Origin of the sequence: Micromonospora globbae, from assembly GCF_036184225.1 — a bacterium.
In the GTDB taxonomy this organism is placed as follows: Bacteria; Actinomycetota; Actinomycetes; order Mycobacteriales; family Micromonosporaceae; genus Micromonospora; species Micromonospora globbae.
Genome location: NZ_CP108084.1, coordinates 6,600,916 through 6,625,008 on the forward strand (window position 1 = coordinate 6,600,916; position 24,093 = coordinate 6,625,008).

Here is a 24,093-nt window from a genome sequence, read left to right on the forward strand (position 1 = left end):
GCTCGTGGACGAGATCAGCGTGGTGACGACCGTGGTGGACGCCCGCGCCGTCGCGGACGGCCTGGCGGCGGCCGCCGTCGGCGACCGGCTCGCCGCCTGCGCCCAGGTGGGCGGGCAGGTGGACAGCACGTACTGGTGGCGCTCCGCGGTGGAGACGAGCACCGAGTGGTCCGTGCAGTTCAAGACCGCCCCCGACCGGGTGGCCGCCCTGGTCGACCAGATCCGCGCCCGCCACCCGTACGAGGTGCCGGAGATCCTGGTGACCCGCGTGGAGTGCGGCGACCCGGCGTACGCGGCGTGGGTGCACGAGCAGACCCGTCCCTGAGTACGCGCACTCTGGTCCGGTGGCCCCGCCACCGTCCACGATGGCGCGGTGGAGAACACCCGTTACCCCTGCCCCGTGTGCCGCGCCCCGGCCGACCTGGTCAGCGGCTGCTCCGGATGCCGACGGCCACCCGACGCGGAGGCCGCCGAGGTCATCCGCCTCGACGCCGAGATCGTCGCGCTCGGCGCGGAACTGGAACGGGCACGCCTCGCGTACGCCGAGGTCGCGGACCGGTTCCAGCGGGCCCGGCAGCGCCGGGCGATGCTGGCGGCACGGGTACGGTCCCGGGTCGGCCCGGTCGCGCCGGTCCCCGTACGGCGGCCCCCGACCCCGCCCGGCCGCCCCGGACGTCCCGAGACGTCCACGCGTACCGTGCAGGGCCTGCTCTTCGTCCTGGGTGGACTGCTGCTCGGCACGGCCGCGGTGGTCTTCACCGCGGTGGCCTGGGCCGCCGTCGGGGTCGCCGGACGGGCCCTGATCCTCGCCGCGGTCACCGCCCTCGCCCTGACCGTGCCGCTCGTCGCGGTACGGCGGGGGCTGCGGGGCACCGCCGAGACCGTGGCCGCGGTGGGCCTGCTGCTGGTGCTGCTCGACGGGTACGCCGCGTGGTCGGTCGACCTGGGCGGCGTGACCGGTTGGCCGGGGACGCGCTACGCCGCGCTGGTCGGGGGAGCCGTGACGGCCGTCGCCGCCGCGTACGGCCGGCTCAGCGGGCTCACCGGACCGTGGTTCGCGGCGCTGGTCGCCGCCCAGCCGGTGCTGCCGCTGCTCGTCGTGGAGGCCCGACCGCCGGCGGCCGGCTGGTCGGCGGTGCTGGTCGGGGTGGCGCTGGTGGACCTCGCGGTCCTGCTCGTGCTCACCCGGCGGTTCGCCGGCGTGCCGTCCGCCCCCGGCACGGCCGTGCCCTCGGGGCCGGCTCCGGCGGGAGCCGCCGACGTGCCCTCCGGCCCGGCCTCGGCGAGGGACACCTCCGAGGCCGTCTCTGCGACCGCCCCCGCGGGGTCGGTCTCGCCGGCGGCCGGTCCCACACCGGGGGACGCGGCCGGCGCCACCAGCACCGTCCGGCCGGCGGTCACGGCGGCGCGGGTGCTGGCCTGGACCGCCTTCGGCGTCGCGCTGCTGGCCGCCGCCGGGTACGCGCTGGAGCCGCTGGCCCTCGGTCGGGTGGCCGGCACGCCCCTTCTGGCGGGACTGCCGCTGCTGCTCGTCACGCTCACCCTGGCCGGCGCGGCAGTGCTCACCGGCGACCGGACGTTCCGCCAGGTCGCCAACGGGCTGCTCGTGCCGGTCCTCGCCGTCGCGTTGCTGCGCCCCGTGGGCCAGCTGCGCCCGTCCCTGCTGCTGCTCGCCACCGCCCTGGTCGTCACCGCCCTGGCGGGCGCCGTGACGCTGCTCCCGCGCGGCTGGCGTACCGGTCCACGCATCGCGGCGCTCGCCGTCACGTCGAGCGTGGCGGTGTCGGGCGGCGTGCTCACGGGGCTCCTGGCGCTCGCCACCGCCGGCCGGTCGCTGCCGCCGTGGCGCGGTGCGGCACCGGGACCGGACCTCGACTGGGGCTGGCAGCTGCCGGTCGCCGTGGCGCTGAGCGTGGTGGCGGTGGCGGTGCTCGCCCCGCGCGCCGCGCGGCCGGTCGCCGCCCCGGTCGGTCTGGCGCTGGCCGTGCTCGCGCTGCCGGCGGCCTGGCCCGCCGCCTGGCCGGCGGTGCTCGCCGCCGACCTGGCGGGCGCCGTGGTGCTGGTGGCCGTGCTGCTGCGGCCCGTCGCGCGCTCCGCCGCACCACCGTCCGGCGAGCCGGCGGCGGCCTCGGCCGGGTCGTCGGGTGGTACGCCGGGTGGGCTGCCCGCGACGGCTCCGCCGTCCGGCGGTGTGTCGGGCGGGCTGCGGGTCACGGCTCCGCCGTCCGGCGGTGTGTCCGGCGCGGTGCCGGTCACGGCCCTCGCGGTGGCCGGCCTGCTCGGGCACGCGGTGCTCGTGGGGATGGCGCGGCCGGCGGGTGCGCTCACCGCCCTCGCGGCGGTCCTCGTGCTCGGCGCGGCGCTGGCCCTGCTCGGCCGGGCGTCCGTCGTGCCGCGCCCGGTCGCCGGGTGCGCCCTGGTCGCCGCCCTCCTCACGCTGCCGGTGGGCGCCACTGTCGCGCTGATCGCCGGTGGCGCGTCCCCCGGGTGGCAGGCACGGGCCGCGCTGGCCGCCGTGGGGCCGCTGCTCGGTGCGCTGCACCTGACCCGCCGCCACCGGCCCGAACTGGGCGGCTACGCCGCCGTCGCGCTCGCCGCCGCCGCGGCGGGCACCGGCCTCGCCCCCGTGCTGCCGTCCGTCGGTGAGCCGCTGGCGCTGTACGCCGCGCTGGCCGTGCTGCCGCTCGCGGTCGGCCTGCCGGTGTCCGCGGGACGTGGTCGCGGCCCCGGGGTCGTTGCCGCCGCCCGCCGGCGGGAAGGTGGTCCGGTCCTGCCGGCGGGCGGCGCCGTGGCGCTCCCCGTGACCGGAGCCGTCCTGCTGACCGTGGCCGTCGCGGCCGCCGCCCCGGAGGTGCTGCGGGCGCTCCTCGTCCCGTACGGCCGGGCGGTCCCCGCCTGGTCCGGGGCGCCGGCCGCCGAACCCGCGCCGGCTGCGCTGCCGGCCGGCGTGGCCCTCGCACTGCTGGCGCTCGCCGTGGCGGTCGCCGGTTGGACCGCCCGGTTCCCCCGGGCGGCGATCCTGCTCGCGGCGCTCCCGTTCGCCGGGGCGGTGCCACCGTTGCTGCTGCTCGCGGCGGGCGCGCCCTGGCCCGTGGGCCCGTCCGTCACGCTGCTCGGCGGCGTGGCGGCGCTGCTGGCCGCGGCCCTGGTCAGCCCGCGTCCCCTGCTCCTCCCCGTCACCGTGCCCGTGGGGCTGGCGCTGGCCACGGCCGGTATGGCGGGGCTCACCGCCACCCGGGCCGGAACGCTGGCCGGCCTGGGCGTGCTGCTGGTGGCGGCGGTGGTGGCCGGCGCGACCGGGCGGCGCGGCGAGACGCGGGTCGTCGGCTGCCTGGCGGCGGTCGGGGCGGCCACCGGGCTCGCGGTCACCGCGCCGCTCGCGGCCGGGCTGCCGTTGGCTGACGCGGCGTTCGCGGTGCTCGTCGTGGCCGCGCTGACCCTGGCCGTGGCCGCGCTCACCGCCCGACCGGCGCCGGGCACCGAGGTGCCCACCGCGCGGGGGCCGCTCCTCCGGTCGGTGCTGGACGCCGCGGCCCAGGCGGTGGCGCTCGTCGCGTTCCTGCTCACCGCCGACGCGCTCCGGCCGGCGGCGGCGGTCTGCGTCCTCTGGGGCGCCGCCGTCGGCCTACGCCTGCTGCGGGGCGGCGAGCCGGCTGGCCGGCGCTGGGCCTTCGCCGCCGTCGCCGGTGGCAGCGAGCTGCTCGGCGCCTGGCTGCTGCTGGCCTCCGGCCGGGTGGTGCTGCTGGAGGCGTACACCCTGCCGGCGGCAGCGCTCGCCCTCGGCGCGGGTCTCGTGGCGCTGCGCACCCGGCCGGGGCTGACGAGCTGGCTCGCGCTCGGCCCGGGCCTCGGCGCGGCGCTGCTGCCGAGCCTGGTCTCGATCCTGGTGGCCGCCGACCCGCAGCCGTGGCGGCGACTGCTGCTCGGCGCCGGCGCGTTGGTTGCCGTGCTGGCCGGCGCCGTCCGCCGCTGGCAGGCGCCGGTGCTGCTCGGTGGGGTGAGCCTGGCGCTGCTCGCCCTGCACGAGCTGGCCCGCAGCTGGGACCTGCTGCCACGGTGGATCTTCCTGGCCGTCGGCGGGCTCGCGCTGATCGCGCTCGCGGCGACGTACGAACGCCGCCGGCGGGACCTGCACCGGCTCCGGGCCGTGGTGAGCCGGATGAGCTGACGGTCGGGGGTAGGGCGGTCCCTACCACCGATCCGGGGGTTGCCAGGGTTACTCAGCGCAACGGATCTCTGGAGACTCGATGACGGGGGTCGAGCCGTACGGCCGGCCGGACGTCGAGGAAACGGAGGCGGGCATGGTGCTCGCAGCGGTGGCGGATCCGCCGGTACGGCGGGGGAGTGACTACGCACAGTTGTCGCGGCGGATCAGTCAGGCCGGGCTGCTGGAGCGGCGGCCCGGCTGGTACGCCGTCCGGGTCGCGCTCACCCTGGGGGTCTTCCTGGCCGGGTGGGTCGCCGTCCTCGCGGTCGGTGACTCGTGGTGGCAGCCGCTGCTGGCGGTCGGGCTCGCGGTGGCCACCACGCAGGTGGCGTTCCTCGGTCACGACGCCGGGCACCGGCAGATGTTCCGGCGGCGCGGCCCGAGCGAGGCCGTCGGCATGATCGCGGGCAACCTCGCGGTCGGCCTCAGCTACGGCTGGTGGGTCGACAAGCACAACCGGCACCACGCCAACCCCAACCACGAGGACGAGGATCCGGACGTGGGCGCCGGCGCGCTGGTCTGGACGTACGAGCAGGCGCGGGGCACCCGGGGATTCGGCCGGTGGCTGGCGCGGCGGCAGGCGTACCTGTTCTTCCCGATGCTGCTGCTCGAAGGGCTCAACCTGCACGTGGCGAGCGTGCGGGCGATCGTCGGCCGGGGGCCCGACGGCCGCTTCGGTACGCCGATGCGGCACCGGGGGATCGAGGCGCTGCTGCTCGGCGCGCACACCGCCGGCTACGTGGCGATCCTGCTGCTGGCCATGTCGCCCGGGAAGGCGCTGCTCTTCGCCGCCGTCCACCAGGGACTGTGGGGGCTCTACATGGGCTGCTCGTTCGCCCCGAACCACAAGGGCATGCCGATGCCAACCGCCGAGGACGAGCTGGACTTCCTGCGCAAGCAGGTGCTCACCTCGCGCAACGTCCGGGGCGGCTGGTTGGTCGACGTGGCGCTCGGCGGGCTGAACTACCAGATCGAGCACCACCTGTTCCCGAACATGCCGCGGGGGAACCTGCGCCGCGCCCAGCCGATCGTGCGGGCCTACTGCGCCGAGCGCGGCATCCCGTACGCCGAGACCGGGCTCGTCGACTCGTACCGGCAGGCGCTCGCCCACCTGCACGAGGTGGGTCGCCCGCTACGGGGCTGAGACGGGACGCGCACGGGGGCGGCGCCGACCGGCGCCGCCCCCGTGGGATATCAGGGCTTGGGTCAGTTGCCGCCGCCCAGGATCTTCGCCAGCTCGGCCGGAGCCTCCTGCACCTCGCTCGCCGGGGGCTTCTTGACCTCCACGTCCGTGCCGAAGTCGGAGTACGTGGTGACCATCTTGCCCAGCGAGGCGTGCAGCACGCTGGCGTCGATGACGAACTCGACGAGCCGGCCCTCGCCGTCCACCTTCGCGGTGAACGGGACGGCCTTCGCCTTGTCGCCGAGGGCCTTGATGTCCTGGTCGTTCGGCTGGCTACGGGTGTAGTCGAGGGTGCCCTCGAACGTGCCGTCACCGGTGCGCTTGACGTCGACGATGCCCGTCACGAGCTTGTTGGCGCCCGCCGGGTCGTCCTTCGTGATGACCGCCAGCTGGCCGCCCCCGCTGAGCGCGGACGTGTCGAGGTGCATCCACTTGTCGGACGAGCCGCTGGAGAGACCACTGATCTTCATGTAGGTGTCGTCGCCGATGGTGACGACCTGGAACTTGCCCTGGCCGCCCACCTCCATCGTCATGTCAGCCGCCATCTTCTTCGGGTCCAGGACACCGCTGGCCGTCATGGCGGACGACTCGAGCTTCATGCGTACGCTCTGCTCGTTGAGCTTCTTCGCGGCGGCGAGCAACTCGTCGCGCGGTTCCGCGGCAGCGGTCGTGGCCGCTGCCGAGGTGCCGTCGGCGGCCGGAGCGTCCGCATCCGTCTGGTTGCCGCAACCGGCCAGACCGAGTCCGAGCGCTGCGACGAGCGCGACCCCCGTGGTCGCCAGCCGTCGGGATTTCATCAGGGATTACTCCTCGTGTTGGTGGGGTCGGGCGACGACGTCAGTCGATTCCGACCAGGCCGTCCGGCAGCCTAGCGAATACCGTCCACTGCCGCGTCGGTCGCCCACCACGGCGTGGCGTGCGGGCGGCCGGCGCGAGTCGTCCGCGGGCCACGGCGGCAGGCCGCCGCGACACGGGCCGCGGCGGGCACCACCTGCCCCTGACCCCGCCACCGGTAGGGTCTTCCCATGGCAGACGTGCTCACCGCGGAGGCGGTGGAACAGGAGCTGGGTGGGCTGGCCGGGTGGTCGGGAGACTCGAGCGGGATCAGCCGTACGGTGGAGCTGGCCAGCTTCCCCGACGCCATCGCGGTGGTGGACCGGGTCGCCGTGGTCGCGGAGGAACTCGACCACCACCCCGACATCGACATCCGGTGGCGGACCCTCACGTTCCGGTGCGTCACCCACTCGGCCGGCGGTGTCACGGTACGTGACCTCGCGTTGGCCCGTCGGATCGACGAGATCGTTCGGAGTGCCCGATGAGATTCGAGATCAGCAAGGTGCTGGACGCCATCGAGGGGCGGGTCTGCACCGACCCGTCGCTGGCGCGGGCCGTGGTCGACCTGGCCGAGGTGATCCGCTACCAGGACATCGACGGTGGGCGGCCGGCGAGCCTGCTCCGGCTCGGCATGGTCATCGACGCCCTCTCGCGGCAGTTGGAGGAGGACGGCGTCCAGGTCTACGCCGTGGTGCACCGGGCGTTGCTCTCCGACGCCGACCTCACCTCGAACGAGCGGATGGTGATCCGCCGGTGGGCCGACGACGGGCTCGTCGAGGTGCTCGACAACCCCGGCGACCGGATCGTCGAGGTCGCCGACCTGCTCGGCGTGCCGGTGCTCAGCAGGAGGCGCTTCGACGGGCTGCGCGGGCGCTTCCCGTGGGTCGCCGAGGAACCGGGACGCGTGCTCGCACCGGTGCCCGGCGCCGGCGGGCCGGCCCTCGTCGCGCACGTCGGCGGGGGCGACAAGCCCGTGTCCGGCGCCCGGTCCGCGGCGGGAGCGAAACTGCTGGCCCGCCAGTGGAGGTGCCCGGAGGCCGGCTGCGCGCTCTTCGGCGGCGGCGGTGGGGGTGGCGCCTTCGCCGACCTGGCCCGGGTGCAGCGCAGCCCGGCCGCGCAGGCACCACCCACCCTGCGCGGTGGCGTGCCGACCTGCCCCCGGCACGGGAGCCGGCTGAGTGACGCGGGGCCGCGACCGCGTACGGAGGTGCTGGCCGTGCGGATCGGCGGACTGGTCCGGCGCCGGTTCGTCGTCAGTGAGGAGCAGCCGGTGCTGGTCGGCCGGGCGCCCGAGGGCGACGGTGGGATCATGCTCGGCCAGTGGCTCAACGACGAGGCGCGCCGCTGGATCAGCCGCAACCACCTCCGGTTGGAGCTGCGGGTCGGCGAGGTGATCGTCACCGACATCAGCACCAACGGCTCCGGCATCCGGCCCGGCGGCTCGCTGGCCGAGGGAGACCGCATCGCGCTCGCCCCCAAGCAGTCCCGGGTGCTCGCCGAGAACGACATGGTGGAGCTCTACCCCGGGGTGCAGGTCGGCCGGGCCGAGGAACTGCCCACCGACGCGACCTTCACCCCCGCCTCCGTGATGGCGGAGGCCCCCACGATGGCCATGCGGCTGCCCCGCCCCTGACCCGACCACCGCCGCCCGGGCCCGGTCCCGGGCGGGCCGGGCCGGGGCGGCTCTGGTCCGGTGATCATGAAGTTACTGCCGCGACACGCCGTCGTGCCGGCCGATAACTTCATGATCGACGGGCGGATCCGGGCCCGGGCCCGGATCGGGGCCGGGCGGGTCGGGTCGGGTCGGGGGGCAGGGTCAGGCGGTCAGGATGGCGGCCAGCTGGGTTACGGCGTGGTCGATCTCCTCCTCGGTGACCACCAGGGGCGGCGCGAGGCGGATGGTCGAACCGTGCGTGTCCTTGGCGAGCACGCCACGCTCGGCGAGCCGCTCGCACGCCTCCCGGCCGGTCATCAGCGCCGGATCGATGTCCAGGCCGGCCCAGAGCCCACGGCCCCGCACGGCGACCAGGCCCTTCCCGATCAGCTCGCGGAGACCGGCGTGCAGCCGGGCGCCCAGCTCGGCGGACCGGCGCTGGAACTCGCCGGTGGCGAGCATCCGTACGACCTCGACGGCCACCGCGCAGGCGAGCGGGTTGCCGCCGAACGTGGAACCGTGCTGGCCGGGCTTGAGGACACCGAGCACGTCGGCGTTCGCCACCACCGCGGACACCGGCACGATGCCCCCGCCCAGCGCCTTGCCGAGCAGGTACATGTCCGGCGTGACACCCTCGTGGTCGCAGGCGAAGGTCGCACCCGTACGGCCGAGGCCGGACTGGATCTCGTCGGCGATGAAGAGCACGTTGCGCTCGGTGCAGACGGCGCGTACGCCCGGCAGGTAGCCCTCGGGCGGCACCACCACGCCCTGCTCGCCCTGGATCGGTTCGAGAAGCACGGCCACGGTGTTCTCGTCGATGGCGGCGGTCAGCGCGTCGAGGTCGCCGTACGGGACCACGGTGAAGCCCGGGGTGTATGGGCCGAAGTCGGCGCGGGCGTCCTCGTCGGTCGAGAAGCTCACGATGGTGGTCGTACGCCCGTGGAAGTTGCCCTCGGCGACCACGATGTTGGCCTGGCCGGCCGGTACGCCCTTGACCTGGTAGCCCCACTTGCGGGCCACCTTGATCCCCGTCTCCACCGCCTCGGCGCCGGTGTTCATCGGCAGGACCATGTCCTTGCCGCAGAGTTCGGCCAGCTCGCGGCAGAAGTCCGCGAACTGGTCGTGGATGAACGCGCGGCTGGTGAGGGTGAGCCGGTCGAGCTGCGCGTGCGCCGCGGCGATCAGCGTCGGGTGGCGGTGGCCGAAGTTGAGCGCCGAGTAGCCGGCGAGGAAGTCGAGGTAGCGCCGGCCGTCGACGTCGGTCAGCCAGGCGCCCTCCGCCGACGAGATCACCACCGGCAGCGGGTGGTAGTTGTGGGCGGTCCAGCGTTCCGCGTCCCGGACGGCGCCCGGCGTCCGCAGCATGTCGTCGACGATCACTTGCTTGCCCTTCCCTGTCGGAGTCGCAACGTGCAGCACTTCGGTCCGCCGCCGGCCTTACGCAGCTCGGACAGGTCGACACCGATGGTCTCGTAGCCCCGGTCGCGCAGCTGGGCGGCCAGGTCGGTGGCCTGCGCGGGCAGCACCACGTGCCGGCCGTCGCTGACCGCGTTGAGGCCGAGCACCTCGGCGTCGGCCATGGTGGCGTGCACGGCGTCGGGGAAGAGCCGGCGCAGCACCGCCTGGCTGCCGGGCGAGAACGCCTCCGGCAGGTACGCCACCGTGCGCTCGTCGAGCACGGTCAGGGCGGTGTCCAGGTGATAGAAGCGCGGGTCCACCAGCTGCATGGTGACCACCGGGTAGCCGAAGACCTCCTGCAACTGGGCGTGCGAGGCGTGCGCGGTACGGAAGCCCGTGCCGGCGAGCAGCAGGTCGCCGACCAGCAGCACGTCGCCCTCGCCCTCGTTGACGTGCTTCGGGTCGTACAGCTCGAAGCCGGCGGCCTCGAACCAGGCCCGGTACGCGGGAGCCTCGTCGGCGCGCTGCGGGTCGCGGAACTGCACCGCCATCGCCTTGCCGTCGATCACCGTGCCGCCGTTGGCCGCGAACACCATGTCGGGCAGGCCCGGCACCGGAGCGATCTCCTCGACGGTGTGGCCCAGGTCCCGGTAGACCTGCCGCAGCTGCTCCCACTGGCGGATCGCCAGCTCCGTGTCGACGGGCGCGGTCGGATCCATCCACGGGTTGATCGCGTAGTCCACGGCGAAGTACGTCGGCCGGCACATGAGGAAGTGCTGGCGGGTGGCGTCCATCGTCATCTGTCCTGCTCCCACGGGTCGGGCGCGCCCGGCCACCGTCGGCCCACGGGCTGGCGCCGTCGTTCAACCGTATTCGGCACAACCCGGCGGGATCCACCGCAGGAAGTTGCACGGAGCAGTCGTTCGTTGCGTCTGAGGCCGAACGGAAGGCGATTCGTTGCGTGCACGCTGTCCCGGGCGCTCACCGACGGATCGCGCGCCGGGCTGCCCACGCGGAGCGGCTCCGGCGCGGCACGGGCCATGATCGTGCTGGATCCGCGATCGTGCTGGATCCGCGACTGCGCGGGACCCATGATCGCGCTGGATCCATGATCGTGCTGGACCCATGATCGTGCTGGATCGTGGAAGTAGTGGCCTCGGTCGCGTCGGGAGGGCACTACTTCCTGGAAGTAGCGGGTGTCAGCGGCGTCCCCCCGCGGCACGGCGGCGTCCCCTCGCGGCGCGGCGGCGTCCCCCCGCGGCGCGGCGTCCCCCGGCACGGCGGCGTGCCTCGCGGGCGCGGCCCGGGCCCGGACACACATCAGGGGCGGCGAACCGCCGCCCCTGAACCTGTGTCGCCCGGCTGGTGAACCACCAGACTGGTCGGGCTCGCCGGTGCACCACCGGCGCTGCCGGCGCACCGCCGGCGAGCCGGACAGTGCCCGTCAGAGCCGATCCACAAACTGTGAATCAAGCCACTCGCGGAACCGCTGCACCCAGTCGCCGTCGGTCGTGGGCCAGTCGAACTGACCCGTCATCGCGAGCACGCCGAGCACCACGGCCGCGAGGCCGAACCCCACACCGAGCAGCGCGTCCGTCGTACCCGCGACGTGCCGACGCCGGGTCGCGACGAGGCCGAGCACGGCGAGGACCGCGCCGATCGCGCCGAGCCCGATGCCGTAGCCGGCGAGGGTGCCGGTCAGCACGAAGAGGGCCCCGGCGATCCCGAGGACGAGTCCGAGGGTGGCGAGCAGACTGGTCCGCGGCCTGGGGCCGGGCGCCGCGGGCCCTACCGTCTCGTCCCGCTCCGTGACCGGCGCGACGGCACGGTCGCGGTCGAGGTCCCGGTCGACGGGACGCTCGAGGGTCGCGTCCGGGTCGGGCCGCCGCTCGCCCACCTCGGGACGCACCGTGGCGGCCCGGGCCACGGCGGCCCGGTCGGCGGCCCTCCGGTCGGCGTCCAGGGTCGTGCCGTCGCCCCGGTGGGCGTCCACGGTCGTGCGGTCGGCCACGCGCCGATCGGCGTCCGCGGGCGTGCGATCGCCCCGGTCGGCGTCCGCGGGCCTGCGGTCGGCCACGCGCCGATCGGCGTCCGCGACATCGGCCGCGCGTCGGTCGGCCGTCGTGACCCGCCCGCCGGTCGCCGCGGCGCCGCTGCGGTACGTCGTCCGGTCGGCGTCCCGGTCGGCGACCGTCGGGCCGCCCGCGAGGGAGCCGTCCGGCGTCCGATCCGGGTCGGCGTCCCGGGTGTGGCGGCCGTCGGCACGGCCGTCGAGGTTCTCGTCCCGCGTCGCCGGATCCGACCGGCGGGACAGCGAAGGAATCTTGACCACAACACACCTCCTGTCGAATGCGTGGTGGCCGTGGAACGGGGTGGCTGCCACGCGGTATCCACTACCGGTACCCAGCCGTGTGTTTCCCGACACACAGGACGTCGACGTGCGGCCTCCCGGGCGACGCCGCGCGGCCCGGCCCTGGCTGCGCCGCACCGGCACGGGCCCCGTCCTGGCCACGCCCGCGCGGGCACGCCGGTTCCCGCCCGGTCCCGGGAACGCCCGCGGGCACGCCGGTTCCCGTCCGGTCCCGGGAACGCCCGCCGGCACGCCGGTTCCGGCCCGGTCGTGGCTACGCTTGCTGGTCGTGCCAGAGGGACACACCATCCACCGCCTGGCGGCCCGCCACGCCGAACTGTTCGCCGGTGACAAGGTGCACGCCGCCAGCCCGCAGGGCCGCTTCGCGGAGGGCGCCGCCCGGCTCACCGGCACCGTGCTGGAGGCCACCGAGGCGTACGGCAAGCACCTGCTGCACCACCACGCCGGCGAGCTGACCCTGCACGTGCACCTCGGGCTCTACGGCAAGGTCACCGACGGCTCCGGCGAGCCGCCCGAGCCGGTGGGCCAGGTGCGGCTGCGGCTGACCAGCGACCGGTACTGGCTGGACCTGCGCGGCCCGGCCGCGTGCGAGGTGCTCACCCCACCGGAGGTGGCGGCGTTGCGGGCCCGCCTCGGCCCCGACCCGCTGCGCGCCGACGCCGACCCCGACCGGGCGTACGCCCGGATCTCGCGCAGCGCCACACCGCTCGCCGCGCTCCTGCTCGACCAGTCGGTGGTGGCCGGCACCGGGCTGATCTTCGTGACAGAGGCGCTGTTCCGTGCCGGCCTCTCGCCGACGCTGCCCGGTCGCGGGCTGGACCGGGCCGGCTGGGACCGGATCTGGGCCGACCTGGTCGACCTCATGACCCGGGCCGTGCGGCAGGGCCGCATCGACACGGTCCGCGACGAGCACCTTCCGGAGGCGATGGGCCGGCCACCGCGGGTCGACCGGCACGGCGGCGAGGTGTACGTCTACCGCCGCGCGGGCGCGCCCTGCCACGTCTGCGGCACCGCGGTCAGCCGGGGCGCGCTGGCGGGCCGCAACCTCTACTGGTGCGCCACCTGCCAGCCCGGCTGACGCGGCAGCAGTCGCAGTCAGGGATGCCGCGAGCGTCCCGAGGGGGACGGGCGAGGTCACCGGGTACGGGAGGCGGCCGACCCGGCACGCCCGCGCGCCGCGGCCCCGTCAGCTCACCGCGCGGAGGATGCCCCCGGACTGGTGGCGCAGCCGCTCCACGGCCTGCGCCGTCGACTCGTCGGCCGGGAGCAGCACGACCAGCTCCTGAGCGTCGGTGCTCGGCAGTTCCAGCCGCTCCCGGTGCCAGCGGAACTCGTGCCCGTCGGGGTGGCGCAGCCGCAGCGGCACCTGCGGCGGGGGCAGGTGGCGGTGGAGCCGTCGGGTGAACTCCGGCCCGGCGACGGGCGCGAGCGTGGCCCGGAACCACTCGGACGTCTCCGCCGAGGGCCCGAGCCACAGGTCGAAGACCTGCTCGTCGGCCACCTGGTCCCAGTCGGGCAGGAACGTGCGGGCGCGCGGATCGGTGAAGACGTAGGTCGTGAGGTTCGGCGTCTCCGCGTCGAGCAGTCCGGTCCCGCGCATGACCAGCTCGAACCCGCTGGTGTACGCGAGCACGTCGCCCAGGCGGTTGGTGACGAACGCGATCCCGGGTTCGAGCAGCCGGAGGGTGGCCAGCACGGTCGGCCGGACGTCGCGGTTGGGCGGTGCCGGCGGCCGGTGCCCGGGGCAGGCGCCGCCGGTGATCTTCGCGAGGTAACGCAGGTGGTGGCGTTCCCCGGCGTCGAGGCTGAGGGCGTCCGCGAGAGCGTTCAGCACGGCCGGGGACGGATTGCGGTCGCGTCCCTGCTCGATGCGGGTGAGGTACTCGACGCTGATCCCGGCGCGCATCGCCAGCTCGGTGCGTCGCAGGCCCGGGGCGCGGCGCCGGCCGTGATCGGGCAGCCCGAACGACTCGGGCTGGAGGCTGTCGCGTTTGGCGCGGACGAAGTCGCCCAACGGCGTGCTCATGCCGGGAAGTCTAGGCAGCCGCGAACGCCGTAGCGTGGCCCCGCGAGGGCCAGCCTGCGCCCGGTCTGGTTGCCGGCTTCGCGACGACCGACCGTGGAGCGCATGAGTGAGAAGCACACGTTGGTCATCGTCGTCGGGAGTGTCCGCGAAGGCCGGTTCGGGCCGGTCGTCGCCTCGTGGGTCGCCGAGCAGGCGCGCGAGCACGGTGGGTTCGAGGTGGAGGTCGTCGACCTCGCCGAGTTCGAGATCCCGCTGTCCCTGCCGGCGTCCTCGCCGAAGTACGCGGGCGACGCCTACCCGCGTCCGGAGTCGATGGCGCCCCTGACGTCCCGCCTCGCCGCCGCGGACGCGTTCATCCTGGTGACGCCCGAGTACAACCACAGCTACCCCGCCTCCCTGAAGGCGGCCATCGACTGGCACTTCACCCAGTGGACGGCCAAGCCGGTCGCCTTCGTCAGCTACGGCGGGGCGGCCGGCGGCCGGCACGCCGTCCTCCACCTGGAGAACGTCCTCACCGAGCTGCACGCGGTGACCATCCGCGACGGTCTGGCCTTCCCGAACTACTTCACCACCTGGCAGGACGGCCAGCCGCTGGATCCCGCGGCGCCCGGGTACGCCAAGACGCTGCTCGACCAGCTCGCCTGGTGGGCCGCCGCCCTGCGCAGCGCCCGGGAGACGGTCCCGTACCCGGCCTGAGGGACGCCGGTGCCCCCGGGACCGGTCACTCGCCGCCGAGCAACCAGCGGACCACCTCGACCTGGTTCGGGAAGACGGCGCCGTCGGCGATGCTCCAGGCCAGGGTGTGCACGATCGTCCAGCCGCGCACCCGCTCCCGGTCCAGCCCGAGGTCGTCGCTGAGCCGGTCCAGCCGGTACCGGACGGCCTCGGGGGAGTGCCCCAGCTCCGGGCCGCGCACCATCGGCACCGGGGCGAACTCCCGCTCCCCGGTCAGCGGCTTCGGGTCGATGACGAGCCACGGCTCGCGGGTGGCGCGGAGCACGTTACCGGCGTGCAGGTCCTGGTTGACCAGCACCTGCTCGCCCTGGGTGGGTACCAGGTCGGCGAGGAGCCCGAGGGCGGCGTCCAGCAGCCGCCGCTCGTACGGCCGGCCGGCCCGCTCCCAGGCGACCGGCATCCGTTCGGCCCAGCCGGCGGCCTCCTCGGCGAGGGGGGTGAACGGCGCGCCGGCGGGCACGCAGAGGCGGGGCAGCAAGGCGACCGCCGCGTCGAGCGCCGCGTCGGGCGGCTGCTCGTGCAGCGGCGTGCCCGGTACGCACCGCTCGACGAGCAGCGCCCGCCGGTGCGGGTCGTGCCGGAGGAGCCGGACGGCCCCGTCGCCGGCCCAGCACGCCAGGGCGGTCGCCTCGTGCTCGCTCTCCCCGTCGGGGTACTGGAGCTTGAGCACCGCCGGTGTGCCGTCGGGCAGTTCGGCGGGCAGGGCCAGCGAGGCGAACGCGTACGGGAAGGGTGGCCCGACGCGCAGCGACCAGTTCTCGGCGCACGCCGCGAGCCGGTCGGGCAGGTCCGCGAGCCACGCCCGTCCCTCGGCGGTGCGGCGCACCCAGTCCAGGCTGTCGGGGATCCGGAGGTCGCCACTCATCGGGCCATCCTGGACCGGGACGGGCCGATCCGCACAACCGATTTCGCCCGTCGTCCGCGCGCCCGGGCGCGCGGACGACGGGCGGCCCTCAGCGCAGCCGGCGGATGTCGCCGTACGCCCGGTAGAAGCCGCCGCGGCCCGACTCCCGGACCTCGGTGACGAGGTAGCGGGCCCCCGGCTCCCGGATCCCCTTCGGGAACTGCACGGACCAGTCCCGCCGGTAGCCGTCGGAGAGCACGTGCACGCGCAGCCGGCCGCCCTGCTCCACGCACTGCACGACGACGCCGCCCCGGTCGTCGGTGGTGACCTCCACGGTGGACCAGGCGGCCGGCTCGGGCAGCCGGGGCGGGGCCTTCACGTCGACGACCTCCGGGACGCTGCCCGCCTCGGCCGCCCGGATCGCCGGCTCACTGGCGTCGATGCAGGCGAGGTGGCCGCTCGTGGTGACGACGTAGAGGCGCTCCTCGTGGTACTGCATGGAGTACGCCGAGCCGCAGCCGGTGCCGAGCTTCCACAGCCGGTTGCCGGCCTCGTCGAAGCAGTAGATCGACGAGGCGCTGTCGCCGGCGAAGACGAACCGGCCGCCCTCGGCGGTCGCGCAGGAGAAGACGGCGGCGTCGCAGTGGTAGGTGCGCTCGGCGCGGCCGTTCTTGCGCAGGCGCACCACCTCGCGCGTGCCCGTGCCGGCGAAGACGGTCTCCCGCTCCTGCCACCCGAACAGCACCGGCCCGGTCCGCGTGTGCCACAGCTCCCGCCCGGTGCGCCAGTCGTAGCCGGTGACCCCCTGGGAGTGGCCGTGGTAGAGGGCGTCGGCGTCACAGCGCACCATCCAGGCGGACCGGCCGCGGCCCGGCCGGCGCCAGAGGAACTCGTCCTCGTGGTCGATGGCGGCGATGCCGCCCTCGCGGTCGGAGACGCCCAGCACGCCGTCGTGGATGTCCAGCCAGTAGATGTCGATGTCGGGCGTGATCGCGTACGCGACCCGCGGCACCTTGCCGGAGAGGTCGTAGACGTTGCCGTCGTCGCAGCCCGCGTAGATCCACGCGTCGTCGGCCACGATGCACTTCACGCCGTCGGGGAGCCGCACCTGGGCGAGCACCCGCGCGTCGTGGTCCAACGTCGTGATGACCCCGTGCTCGTTGCCGACCATGCACGTCCGCCCGTCGACGAAGATGCCGAACGCGGGCGCCCCCGAGTCGTAGCGCCAGAGCACGGGGGCGGTGCGGGCGGTGGAGCGGGTGCTGACGATCTGCCGGCGGGAGACGGGCCGCTTCTGCCGTACGCCGCGCACGGCCGGGGCGTACCCCTTGCGGACCTTCTCGCCGATCTTCTTCGCGGCGGCGGCCCGGGCGCGGGCGTTGTCCGGGAAGGTGGTCGTCTTGACCTGGCCCTGGTCGCCGATCCGGCCGTAGCGGACGGTCATCGCGGTGTCCTCGACCACCACCTCGTAGAACTTGTGCGCACCACCGTCCACTTCGGACAGTTCGAGGTAGGTCGTCTCCTGCGCCATGGGGTGCCTCCGGGGGAAGGGGTGAACGGCCGGACGATCGCCGTCGCCGACAACGCGCGCACGCTAACCGCCGCCACCGACACAATCGGGCGACGGCGGCGGCCGGTTCTCACGCGGTGGCCCCCGCACCGCGGGAGGCGTGGTTCCCTACCCGGCGCCGTCGTGCAGGGCGTCGACGGCCTTGCGGGCGGCGATGAGCACCGGATCCCAGACCGGCGCGTACGGCGGGGCGTAACCGAGGTCGAGGGCCGTCATCTCGTCGACCGTCATGCCGTTCCAGAGCGCGACGGCGAGGCCGTCGATCCGCTTGGCCGCCTCGGACCAGCCGACGATCTGCGCCCCGAGCAGCCGCCCGCTCGGTCGCTCGGCGATGAGCTTGACCGTCATCGGCCGGGTGCCCGGGTAGTACCCGGCCCGGCTCGTGGACTCGGCGACCACCGAGACGAAGTCGAACCCCGCGGCCCGGGCGTCCGTCTCCCGCAGGCCGGTCCGCCCCACCTCCAGGTCGCAGACCTTGGTGACGGCCGTGCCGATCACCCCGGTGAAGGTCGCGTACCCGCCGCCGATGTTGATCCCGGCCACCCGGCCCTGCTTGTTGGCGTGCGTGCCGAGCGGCACGTGCACCGGCATGCCGCTGACCCGGTGCAGGCACTCCACGCAGTCGCCGGCGGCCCACACCCCGGGCGTGTCCGGCACGCGCATCCGCCGGTCCACCCGGACCGCCCCGGAGGGGCCGAGCGGCAGGCCGGCGTCCGCGGCGAGGTCGGTGTTGGGGCGTACGCCGAGCCCGAGCACCACCACGTCGGTGGGGATCGTCCCCTCGCCGGTGACCACGCCCCGCACCCGGCCGTCGCGCTCCTCGAGCCCGCTCACCGAGAGCCCCGTCCGGATGTGGACGCCCAGGTCGCGCATCGCCTCGACGACCAGTTCCGCCATGTCCCCGTCCACCGTGGACATCGGCTGGTCCGCCTGCTCGACGAGCGTGACCGAGAGCCCGCGCAGGAGCAGTGCCTCGGCCATCTCGACCCCGATGTAGCCGCCACCGACCACAACGGCGCGGCGGGGCGCGGGATCGCTCTCCAGCCAGTCGCGCAGCGCGGCTCCGTCGTCCAGGGTCTGCATGCCGAACACGCCCTCGACGTCGGTCTGCGCCCACGCCGGCCGGAGCGGCACGGCGCCGGCCGCGTACACCAGCTCGTCGAAGCGTTCCCGCACCTCGCCGCCGCCGACCAGGTCTCGGGCCGTCACCTCGCGGCGGTCCAGGTCGATCGCCACCACCTCGTGCCGCATCCGGACGTCGATGTCGAACCTGCGGCGGAACGTCTCCGGGTCGCGGGCGACCAGCTCCTCCGGCCCCGACACCGTGCCGCTGATCCAGTACGGGATGCCGCAGGACGAGTACGACGTGAAGTGCCCCCGCTCGAAGGCGACGATCTCCAGGTCGGCCCGGTCGCGGCGCCGCCGTGCCTGCGAGGCCGCCGCCATCCCGGCGGCGTTCCCGCCGATCACGATCAGCCGTTGCGCCACGACGTCATCCTGTCACGCGCCGTGGCGCGGCAGGGAGTCATCCGTCACGCCCCGCGGGTCTGTCGTGCGACGTCCTCCACCACGTCCGCGAGCCGCCCGGTACGGGCGAACACCGCCCGCTGCCGCGCCGCGCCGGTGCCGTGCCGGCGCAACCCGCCCAGCAGGTCGGCCACGTCGTCCCAGTCGCCGTGCCGTTCGAGCGCCGGGCGCACCCGCTCGACGAACCGCTCCAGCAGGTCCCACGCGGGCCGGACGTCGCCCGTCGTGAGGTCCACCCCGGCACCCTCCAGACCGTCGTGGGCGGCCCGCCAGTGCGCCCCCACCAGCAGATGGTGGTCGGTACGGATGGCCGGCCGGCCGGCGTCGATGTCCTCGATGGCGGTCGCGACCATCGCCCGGACCAGCGCGGCGACCAGCACGGCGTCGTCCACCGACGGGCAGACGTCACCGATGCGGATCTCCACGGTGGGGTAGCGCGCCGACAGCCGGGCGTACCAGTAGAGCATCCCCTCGTCGAGCATCACGCCACTGGCGATCAACTGGCGGATCAGCCGCTCGTAGTGCTCGTGCGACTCCAGGTAGGGCGTCGGCGCCACCGACGGCCAGCGCTCCCACTCGACCGATCGCCAGCTCGCGTACCCGGTGTCCTCGCCCCGGGCGAACGGGGAGTTCGCGGTGACCGCGTGCAGCGTCGGCAGCCAGGGCCGGACGTGGTTGAGCACCTGCACGCCGGTCTCCGGGTCGGGCACCCCGACGTGCACGTGCATGCCGTTGTTGCCGGGCCCGGGCACGAGCAGGCGGAACCGCTCGACCATCCGGTCGAAGCGCGGCTTGTCGACCACCGGGGGCACGGGACCGTCCACCGGCCCGGTGCCGATGGCGAGCAGCCATACGCCGGCCCGCTCGGCGGCCTCGGCCAGCGCCGCGCGCAGCACGCCGAGCGAGTGCCGGATCGAGCGCAGCTCCAGGCCGGGCGGGCTGCCGATCTCGATCTGACTGGTCTGGAACTCGCGTTCCACCTGCCCGCGCAGCTCCGGGGGCACCTGCTCCAGCACGAGGTCGACGGCGGGGACCGCGGTGCCGGTGTGCGGGTCGACGAGCAGGAACTCCTCCTCGACGCCGACCGTGAGCAGGTCGGTGCCGTCCGTCACCCGCCCCGGCGCCTCCGCCAACTGGCCCGTCATCGCCCATCACCGTCCGTTCCCACCGGCCGCGGTCCCTCCGCGCCGGTTGGGTCCGGTGGTTACCCAGGGTGGCGACGCGGGGAAACGCGCCACCGGCGTGGCGGCGGCGTGTCGCGTTCCATCTCGACCGCGTGACAGCGGGTCCTACCCTGGTGCCCGTGCCGACCGGTCGGGGAATCGCGCTGGGGCTGTGGGCGTACGCCCTGGCCCAGCTGACCCTGCTGGCGGACCGGCCGGCCGGGCTGCTCGCCGGCGCCGCGCTCGGCGCGGCGGTGCTGCTCGCCGCCCTGTTGGCGGCCCGCGTCCTCGCCGTGGGCGCCCCGCCGTCGGCCCGGGCGCGGGCCACCGGTCTGCGCGCCCGGTCCCGCCTGCGGGCAGTGCCCCGCCAGGTCGATCCCGACGCGGCCGGGCGGCCGCGTCCCCGCGCACCCGGCCTCCGTCCCTCGGTCGCGTAGCGCCGTCGGGGGTCCGACCCGGTCGGCTCCGGCCCGGGCCGCGTGCCCGCCGGGCGTCCGGTCCGCCACCCCGGACGCCGGGCCCCGCCCGTCCGGCCGGAGACACCCGGTCCCGCGCCGCGGCCGATTTCCGTCGTCATCCGTCCCGCCCGGGCCCCCGCGCCCGCCGGGACCGTCCGGAACTCGCCACCGAGGGATCCCACATGCTCGCCTTCGCACCCCTGCAGGGCGCGGTCGGCGCCGCCGGCGCCGCGCTCGCCCAGCTCACGACCCTGCTCGAACCGATCGCCGGCGGCGCCGCCACGGCCGCCGCGATCGTGCTCTTCACCGTGGCCGTCCGGCTGCTGATCTCCCCGCTGACCGTCGCGCAGGTGCGCGGGGAGCGGCGCCGCGCGGCGCTCGCGCCCCAGGTCCGCGAGCTCCAGCGGCGGTACGCGGACGACCCGGCCCGGTTGCAGACGGAACTCTTCGCGCTCTACCGGTCGGCCGGGGCGAGCCCGGTGGCCGGATGCCTGCCGATGCTGCTCCAGGCCCCCTTCCTGCTCGTGACGTACCGGCTCTTCACCACCACCGAGGGCGGCACGGGGCTGCTCGACGCGCGGCTCGCCGGGGTGCCGCTCGGCCATCACCTCGGCGACGGGCTGGCCGGGGCGGCCGGGCCGCTGTTCGCCGTCCTGCTGGCCGCCCTCGCGGCGCTGGCCTGGTGGTCGTCGCGGCGAATGCGCCGTGCCGCGGCCGCCGGCGCGCTCGCGGCGGAAGCCGGCGGAACGGGGGCGTCGACGCCGCCCGAGGCGCCGGGGGCGGCCCTGATCGGCCGGTTGCTGCCGCTGCTGCCGTACACGACGGTGCTCGTGGCGCTGGTGCTGCCGCTGGCCGCCGTGCTCTACCTCGTGACCACCACGGCCTGGACCGCGCTGGAGCAGGCGGTGCTGCGCCGGCCGCAGGCCAGCCCGGCCGGAGCCGGGATCGATCGACGTTGACAACTGTCCGGGGAGCCCGTACAACTCGTGAGAGAGCGCTCTCTCGACCCGTCCCCGCAGAGAGGCACGTCCATGGAAGCTGCCCCGGCGGCCCGCGCCGCCCTGCCCGTACGACGCCGGACACGGCTGGCGGTCGCCCTGCTCGCCGCCGCCACCACCGCCTTGGCCGGCGTGACCGTGACCGCCCACGCGGCGGTGCCCCCACCCCCGTCCGGCTGGAGCCTGGTGTGGAGCGACGACTTCACCGGCGCGGCCGGCACGCTGCCGTCCTCCGCCAACTGGATCATCGACACCGGTACGAGCTACCCCGGCGGGCCGCCCAACTGGGGTACCGGCGAGATCCAGACGTACACGAACAGCACCGCCAACGTCAGCCACGACGGCGCCGGCAACCTGCGCATCACCCCGCTGCGCGACGGCGCGGGCCGCTGGACCTCGGCCCGGATCGAGACCGTACGGAGCAACTTCAAGCCGCCCTCCGGCGGCGTGCTCGCCATCGAGGGCCGGATCCAGATGCCGAACGTGACCGGCGCGCAGGCGCTCGGCTACTGGCCGGCGTTCTGGGCGCTCGGCTCGCCCTACCGGGGCAACTACCAGAACTGGCCCGGCATCGGCGAGTTCGACGTCATGGAGAACGTCAACGGGCTCAACTCGGTGTGGGGCGTGCTGCACTGCGGCGTCGCACCCGGCGGCCCGTGCAACGAGTTCAACGGCATCGGCGCCTCCCGGGCCTGCCCCGGCAGCACCTGCCAGTCGGCGTTCCACACCTACCGGTTCGAGTGGGACGCCGCGGCGAGCCCGCAGCAACTGCGCTGGTACGTCGACGGGCAGCTCTACCACACGGTCACCCAGACGCAGGTGGGTGAGCCGTACTGGACGCAGATGACCGGGCACGCCGGCTACTTCCTGCTGCTCAACGTGGCGATGGGTGGCGGCTTCCCGAACGGGGTCGCCGGCTTCACCACGCCGACCGCCTCGACGGTCCCCGGCCACCCCATGCTGGTCGACTACGTGGCCGTCTACAGCCGCGGCGGCGGCACCACCCCGCCGCCCACCGATCCGCCGGGTAGCGTCCGCGACGCGTACGCGACCATCCAGGCGGAGTCCTTCAACGCGCAGAACGGCGTGATCGTCGAGGCGTGCAGCGAGGGCGGGCAGAACATCGGCGCCCTGCGCAACGGCGACTGGGTGCGTTTCGACAACGTCGACTTCGGCACCACACCGCCCCGTGACTTCGTGGCCCGGGTCGCCTCGGGCGCCGGGGCCGGGGTGAGCGGCCTCGTGGAGGTGCGGTTGGACAGCCCGACCAGCGCCCCGATCGGCAGCTTCGCCATCGCCAACACCGGCGGCTGGCAGAGCTGGCGGTCCGTGCCCGGCAACGTCTCCGGGGTCACCGGCCGGCGCACGGTCTACCTGACCTTCAGCAGCGGTCAGCCGAACGACTTCGTCAACGTCAACTGGTTCACCTTCCGCCGCTGACCTCGCCGAGGAGGTCCGGGCTCCCGCCGCGGGCGGGAACCGACGAGGGCCGGGTTTCCGCCGCGGGCGGGGACCCGGCCCTCTTCTTTCCCGGGACAGCTGTGGACAGGAACAGTTAACAGTCTTAATAATAAGCGCCAACGTTGACGTCCGTGGATGTCTTTCGGCAGTGGAGGGTCGCATGAGACGTGCCAGATACCTCGTCCTGTCCCTGGTCACCGCGCTGGTCGCGGCGCTCGGCGCGGCCTGGGTGACGCTGCCCGCGTACGCCGCCGGGGCGACCGCGAGCTTCGTGAAGACCGCCGACTGGGGGACCGGCTGGGAGGGGAAGTACACGATCACCAACGGCGGCGGGACGCCCGTCACGGGGTGGACGGTCAGCTTCGAGCTGCCGCCCGGCACCACCGTCGGCAGCTACTGGGACGCGCTGCTCACCACCTCCGGGCAGAGGTACACCTTCACCAACCGGTCCTGGAACGGCAGCATCGCGCCGGGCGCCTCCGTCTCCTTCGGCTTCCTCGGCAACGGCAGCGGCTCGCCCGCCAACTGCCAGCTCAACGGCGCACCCTGCGGAGGCGGCACACCGACCACGCCGCCCACCACGACGCCACCGCCCACCACGCCGCCGCCGACCACTCCGCCGCCGACCACCGGCCTGCCCGCCCACGTGCTCACCGGCTACTGGCACAACTTCGACAACCCGGCCGTCGAGCTGCGGCTGCGGGACGTGCCCGCCGAGTACGACCTGGTGGCGGTCGCCTTCGCCGAGGCCACGGCCACCCCCGGCGCGGTCACGTTCGCCGTCGACCCCGGCCTCTCCGCCGCGCTCGGCGGCTACACCGACGCGGACTTCACGGCGGACGTACGGACCCTCCAGAGCCGGGGCAAGAAGGTGATCATCTCGGTCGGCGGCGAGACCGGCCGGGTGTCGGTCAACGACGCCGCCTCGGCCGTCGCGTTCAGCGACTCCGTGTACGCCCTGATCCAGCGGTACGGCTTCGACGGCGTCGACATCGACCTGGAGAACGGACTGAACCCGACGTACATGGCGCAGGCGTTGCGCGCCCTGCGGGCGAAGGCGGGCGCCGGCCTGATCATCGCGATGGCCCCCCAGACCATCGACATGCAGTCACCCGCCGGCAGCTACTTCAAGCTGGCGCTCGACATCCGCGACATCCTCACCGTGGTCAACACCCAGTACTACAACTCCGGCGCGATGCTCGGCTGCGACCACAACGCCGCGTACCCGCAGGGCACCGTGAACTTCATCGTGGCGCTCGCCTGCATCCAGCTGGAGGCCGGACTCCGCCCGGACCAGGTGGGGCTCGGCCTGCCCGCCGGGCCGGGCGCGGCCGGCGGCGGCATCGTGGCGCCCAGCGTGGTCAACGCGGCCCTGGACTGCCTGACCCGGGGCACCAACTGCGGCAGCTTCCGCCCGCCGCGCACCTACCCGGGCCTCCGCGGCGCGATGACCTGGTCGATCAACTGGGACGTCACCAACGGCAACGGCTTCGCCCGCACCGTGGCGCCGCACCTCGACACCCTGCCCTGACCGCACCGCCCCGGCCCGCCCGCGCGGGCCGGCGCACCGCCCCGGCCGGCCCGCGCGGGCCGGCGCACCACCCTCCTGCCGGCCTGCCCCTGCGGGCCGGCGCCACCCCCGCCCGCAGGGCGGGCCACACCCC

General features: G+C 75.0%; 20 protein-coding genes. 11 read left to right on the forward strand and 9 right to left on the reverse strand.

Features of this window, described 5'->3' with window-relative positions:
* The first annotated feature begins 4 nt into the window (after positions 1-4).
* From cutA to OG994_RS30295, 3 genes are all read left to right on the forward strand, one after another.
* Entirely contained in the window at positions 5-325 is a 321-nt protein-coding gene (cutA, locus tag OG994_RS30285) for a divalent-cation tolerance protein CutA (protein WP_120329080.1), read from the forward strand.
* A gap of 48 nt (positions 326-373) precedes the next feature.
* On the forward strand, positions 374-4,168 hold the full coding sequence (locus OG994_RS30290) for an SCO7613 C-terminal domain-containing membrane protein (protein WP_328851708.1): 3,795 nt from the start codon (positions 374-376) through the stop codon (positions 4,166-4,168).
* 133 nt (positions 4,169-4,301) lie between these two features.
* The gene (locus OG994_RS30295; RefSeq protein ID WP_192902163.1) at positions 4,302-5,351 is read left to right on the forward strand and encodes a fatty acid desaturase family protein; all 1,050 of its coding nucleotides are present in this window, start codon (positions 4,302-4,304) and stop codon (positions 5,349-5,351) included.
* 62 nt (positions 5,352-5,413) lie between these two features.
* Here the strand turns inward: OG994_RS30295 and OG994_RS30300 are convergent, their stop codons facing one another.
* Positions 5,414-6,187 carry a hypothetical protein gene (locus OG994_RS30300; RefSeq protein ID WP_328851709.1) on the reverse strand — a complete coding sequence of 258 codons (774 nt, stop codon included), beginning with the start codon at positions 6,185-6,187 and terminating at the stop codon, positions 5,414-5,416.
* 228 nt (positions 6,188-6,415) lie between these two features.
* Here OG994_RS30300 and OG994_RS30305 point away from each other — a divergent pair, with 228 nt between their 5' ends.
* On the forward strand, positions 6,416-6,709 hold the full coding sequence (locus OG994_RS30305; protein ID WP_328851710.1) for a 4a-hydroxytetrahydrobiopterin dehydratase: 294 nt from the start codon (positions 6,416-6,418) through the stop codon (positions 6,707-6,709).
* Positions 6,706-7,857 carry an FHA domain-containing protein gene (locus OG994_RS30310; protein ID WP_328851711.1) on the forward strand — a complete coding sequence of 384 codons (1,152 nt, stop codon included), beginning with the start codon at positions 6,706-6,708 and terminating at the stop codon, positions 7,855-7,857. Before OG994_RS30305 ends, OG994_RS30310 begins: the two co-directional genes overlap by 4 nt.
* 183 nt (positions 7,858-8,040) lie before the next feature.
* On the opposite strand, the gene rocD is transcribed toward OG994_RS30310, so the two are convergent.
* The 3 genes from rocD to OG994_RS30325 form a co-directional block, all read right to left on the reverse strand.
* Entirely contained in the window at positions 8,041-9,255 is a 1,215-nt protein-coding gene (gene rocD, locus OG994_RS30315; protein ID WP_328853832.1) for an ornithine--oxo-acid transaminase, read from the reverse strand.
* Positions 9,255-10,070, reverse strand: a complete 816-nt coding sequence (ddaH, locus tag OG994_RS30320) for a dimethylargininase (RefSeq protein WP_328853833.1) — start codon at positions 10,068-10,070, stop codon at positions 9,255-9,257. The genes rocD and ddaH overlap by 1 nt, the downstream gene beginning before the upstream one ends.
* A gap of 650 nt (positions 10,071-10,720) precedes the next feature.
* Positions 10,721-11,608 carry a DMT family transporter gene (locus tag OG994_RS30325; RefSeq protein ID WP_328851712.1) on the reverse strand — a complete coding sequence of 296 codons (888 nt, stop codon included), beginning with the start codon at positions 11,606-11,608 and terminating at the stop codon, positions 10,721-10,723.
* A 307-nt stretch (positions 11,609-11,915) separates the two neighbouring features.
* On the opposite strand from OG994_RS30325, the gene OG994_RS30330 reads away from it, so the two are divergent.
* Positions 11,916-12,725 carry an Fpg/Nei family DNA glycosylase gene (locus OG994_RS30330; RefSeq protein WP_328851713.1) on the forward strand — a complete coding sequence of 270 codons (810 nt, stop codon included), beginning with the start codon at positions 11,916-11,918 and terminating at the stop codon, positions 12,723-12,725.
* A gap of 108 nt (positions 12,726-12,833) precedes the next feature.
* Here the strand turns inward: OG994_RS30330 and OG994_RS30335 are convergent, their stop codons facing one another.
* On the reverse strand, positions 12,834-13,673 hold the full coding sequence (locus OG994_RS30335) for a helix-turn-helix domain-containing protein (RefSeq protein ID WP_328851714.1): 840 nt from the start codon (positions 13,671-13,673) through the stop codon (positions 12,834-12,836).
* Positions 13,674-13,775: 102 nt separating this feature from the next.
* Here OG994_RS30335 and OG994_RS30340 point away from each other — a divergent pair, with 102 nt between their 5' ends.
* Entirely contained in the window at positions 13,776-14,369 is a 594-nt protein-coding gene (locus OG994_RS30340; protein ID WP_120329088.1) for an NADPH-dependent FMN reductase, read from the forward strand.
* A 25-nt stretch (positions 14,370-14,394) separates the two neighbouring features.
* On the opposite strand, the gene OG994_RS30345 is transcribed toward OG994_RS30340, so the two are convergent.
* From OG994_RS30345 to OG994_RS30360, 4 genes are all read right to left on the reverse strand, one after another.
* Positions 14,395-15,273: an aminoglycoside phosphotransferase family protein gene (locus tag OG994_RS30345; RefSeq protein WP_328851715.1), complete on the reverse strand. Its 879-nt coding sequence runs from the start codon at positions 15,271-15,273 to the stop codon at positions 14,395-14,397.
* Positions 15,274-15,361: 88 nt separating this feature from the next.
* Entirely contained in the window at positions 15,362-16,783 is a 1,422-nt protein-coding gene (locus OG994_RS30350) for a WGR domain-containing protein (RefSeq protein ID WP_120329090.1), read from the reverse strand.
* Positions 16,784-16,930: 147 nt separating this feature from the next.
* Entirely contained in the window at positions 16,931-18,310 is a 1,380-nt protein-coding gene (locus OG994_RS30355; protein ID WP_120329091.1) for an FAD-dependent oxidoreductase, read from the reverse strand.
* 44 nt (positions 18,311-18,354) lie between these two features.
* On the reverse strand, positions 18,355-19,494 hold the full coding sequence (locus tag OG994_RS30360) for a carboxylate-amine ligase (RefSeq protein WP_328851716.1): 1,140 nt from the start codon (positions 19,492-19,494) through the stop codon (positions 18,355-18,357).
* Positions 19,495-19,652: 158 nt separating this feature from the next.
* On the opposite strand from OG994_RS30360, the gene OG994_RS30365 reads away from it, so the two are divergent.
* The 4 genes from OG994_RS30365 to OG994_RS30380 all read left to right on the forward strand — a co-directional run bounded on the left by OG994_RS30365 (position 19,653) and on the right by OG994_RS30380 (position 23,960).
* Positions 19,653-19,949, forward strand: coding sequence for a DUF6412 domain-containing protein (locus tag OG994_RS30365; RefSeq protein ID WP_240032966.1), 297 nt, complete (start codon positions 19,653-19,655; stop codon positions 19,947-19,949).
* A gap of 203 nt (positions 19,950-20,152) precedes the next feature.
* A complete protein-coding gene (locus OG994_RS30370; protein ID WP_328851717.1) occupies positions 20,153-20,929 on the forward strand; it encodes a YidC/Oxa1 family membrane protein insertase in 777 nt (258 codons plus the stop codon).
* Between the two features lie 72 nt (positions 20,930-21,001).
* The gene (locus OG994_RS30375; protein ID WP_328851718.1) at positions 21,002-22,408 is read left to right on the forward strand and encodes a carbohydrate-binding protein; all 1,407 of its coding nucleotides are present in this window, start codon (positions 21,002-21,004) and stop codon (positions 22,406-22,408) included.
* Positions 22,409-22,589: 181 nt separating this feature from the next.
* On the forward strand, positions 22,590-23,960 hold the full coding sequence (locus OG994_RS30380) for a chitinase (RefSeq protein WP_328851719.1): 1,371 nt from the start codon (positions 22,590-22,592) through the stop codon (positions 23,958-23,960).
* Positions 23,961-24,093: the final 133 nt, after the last annotated feature.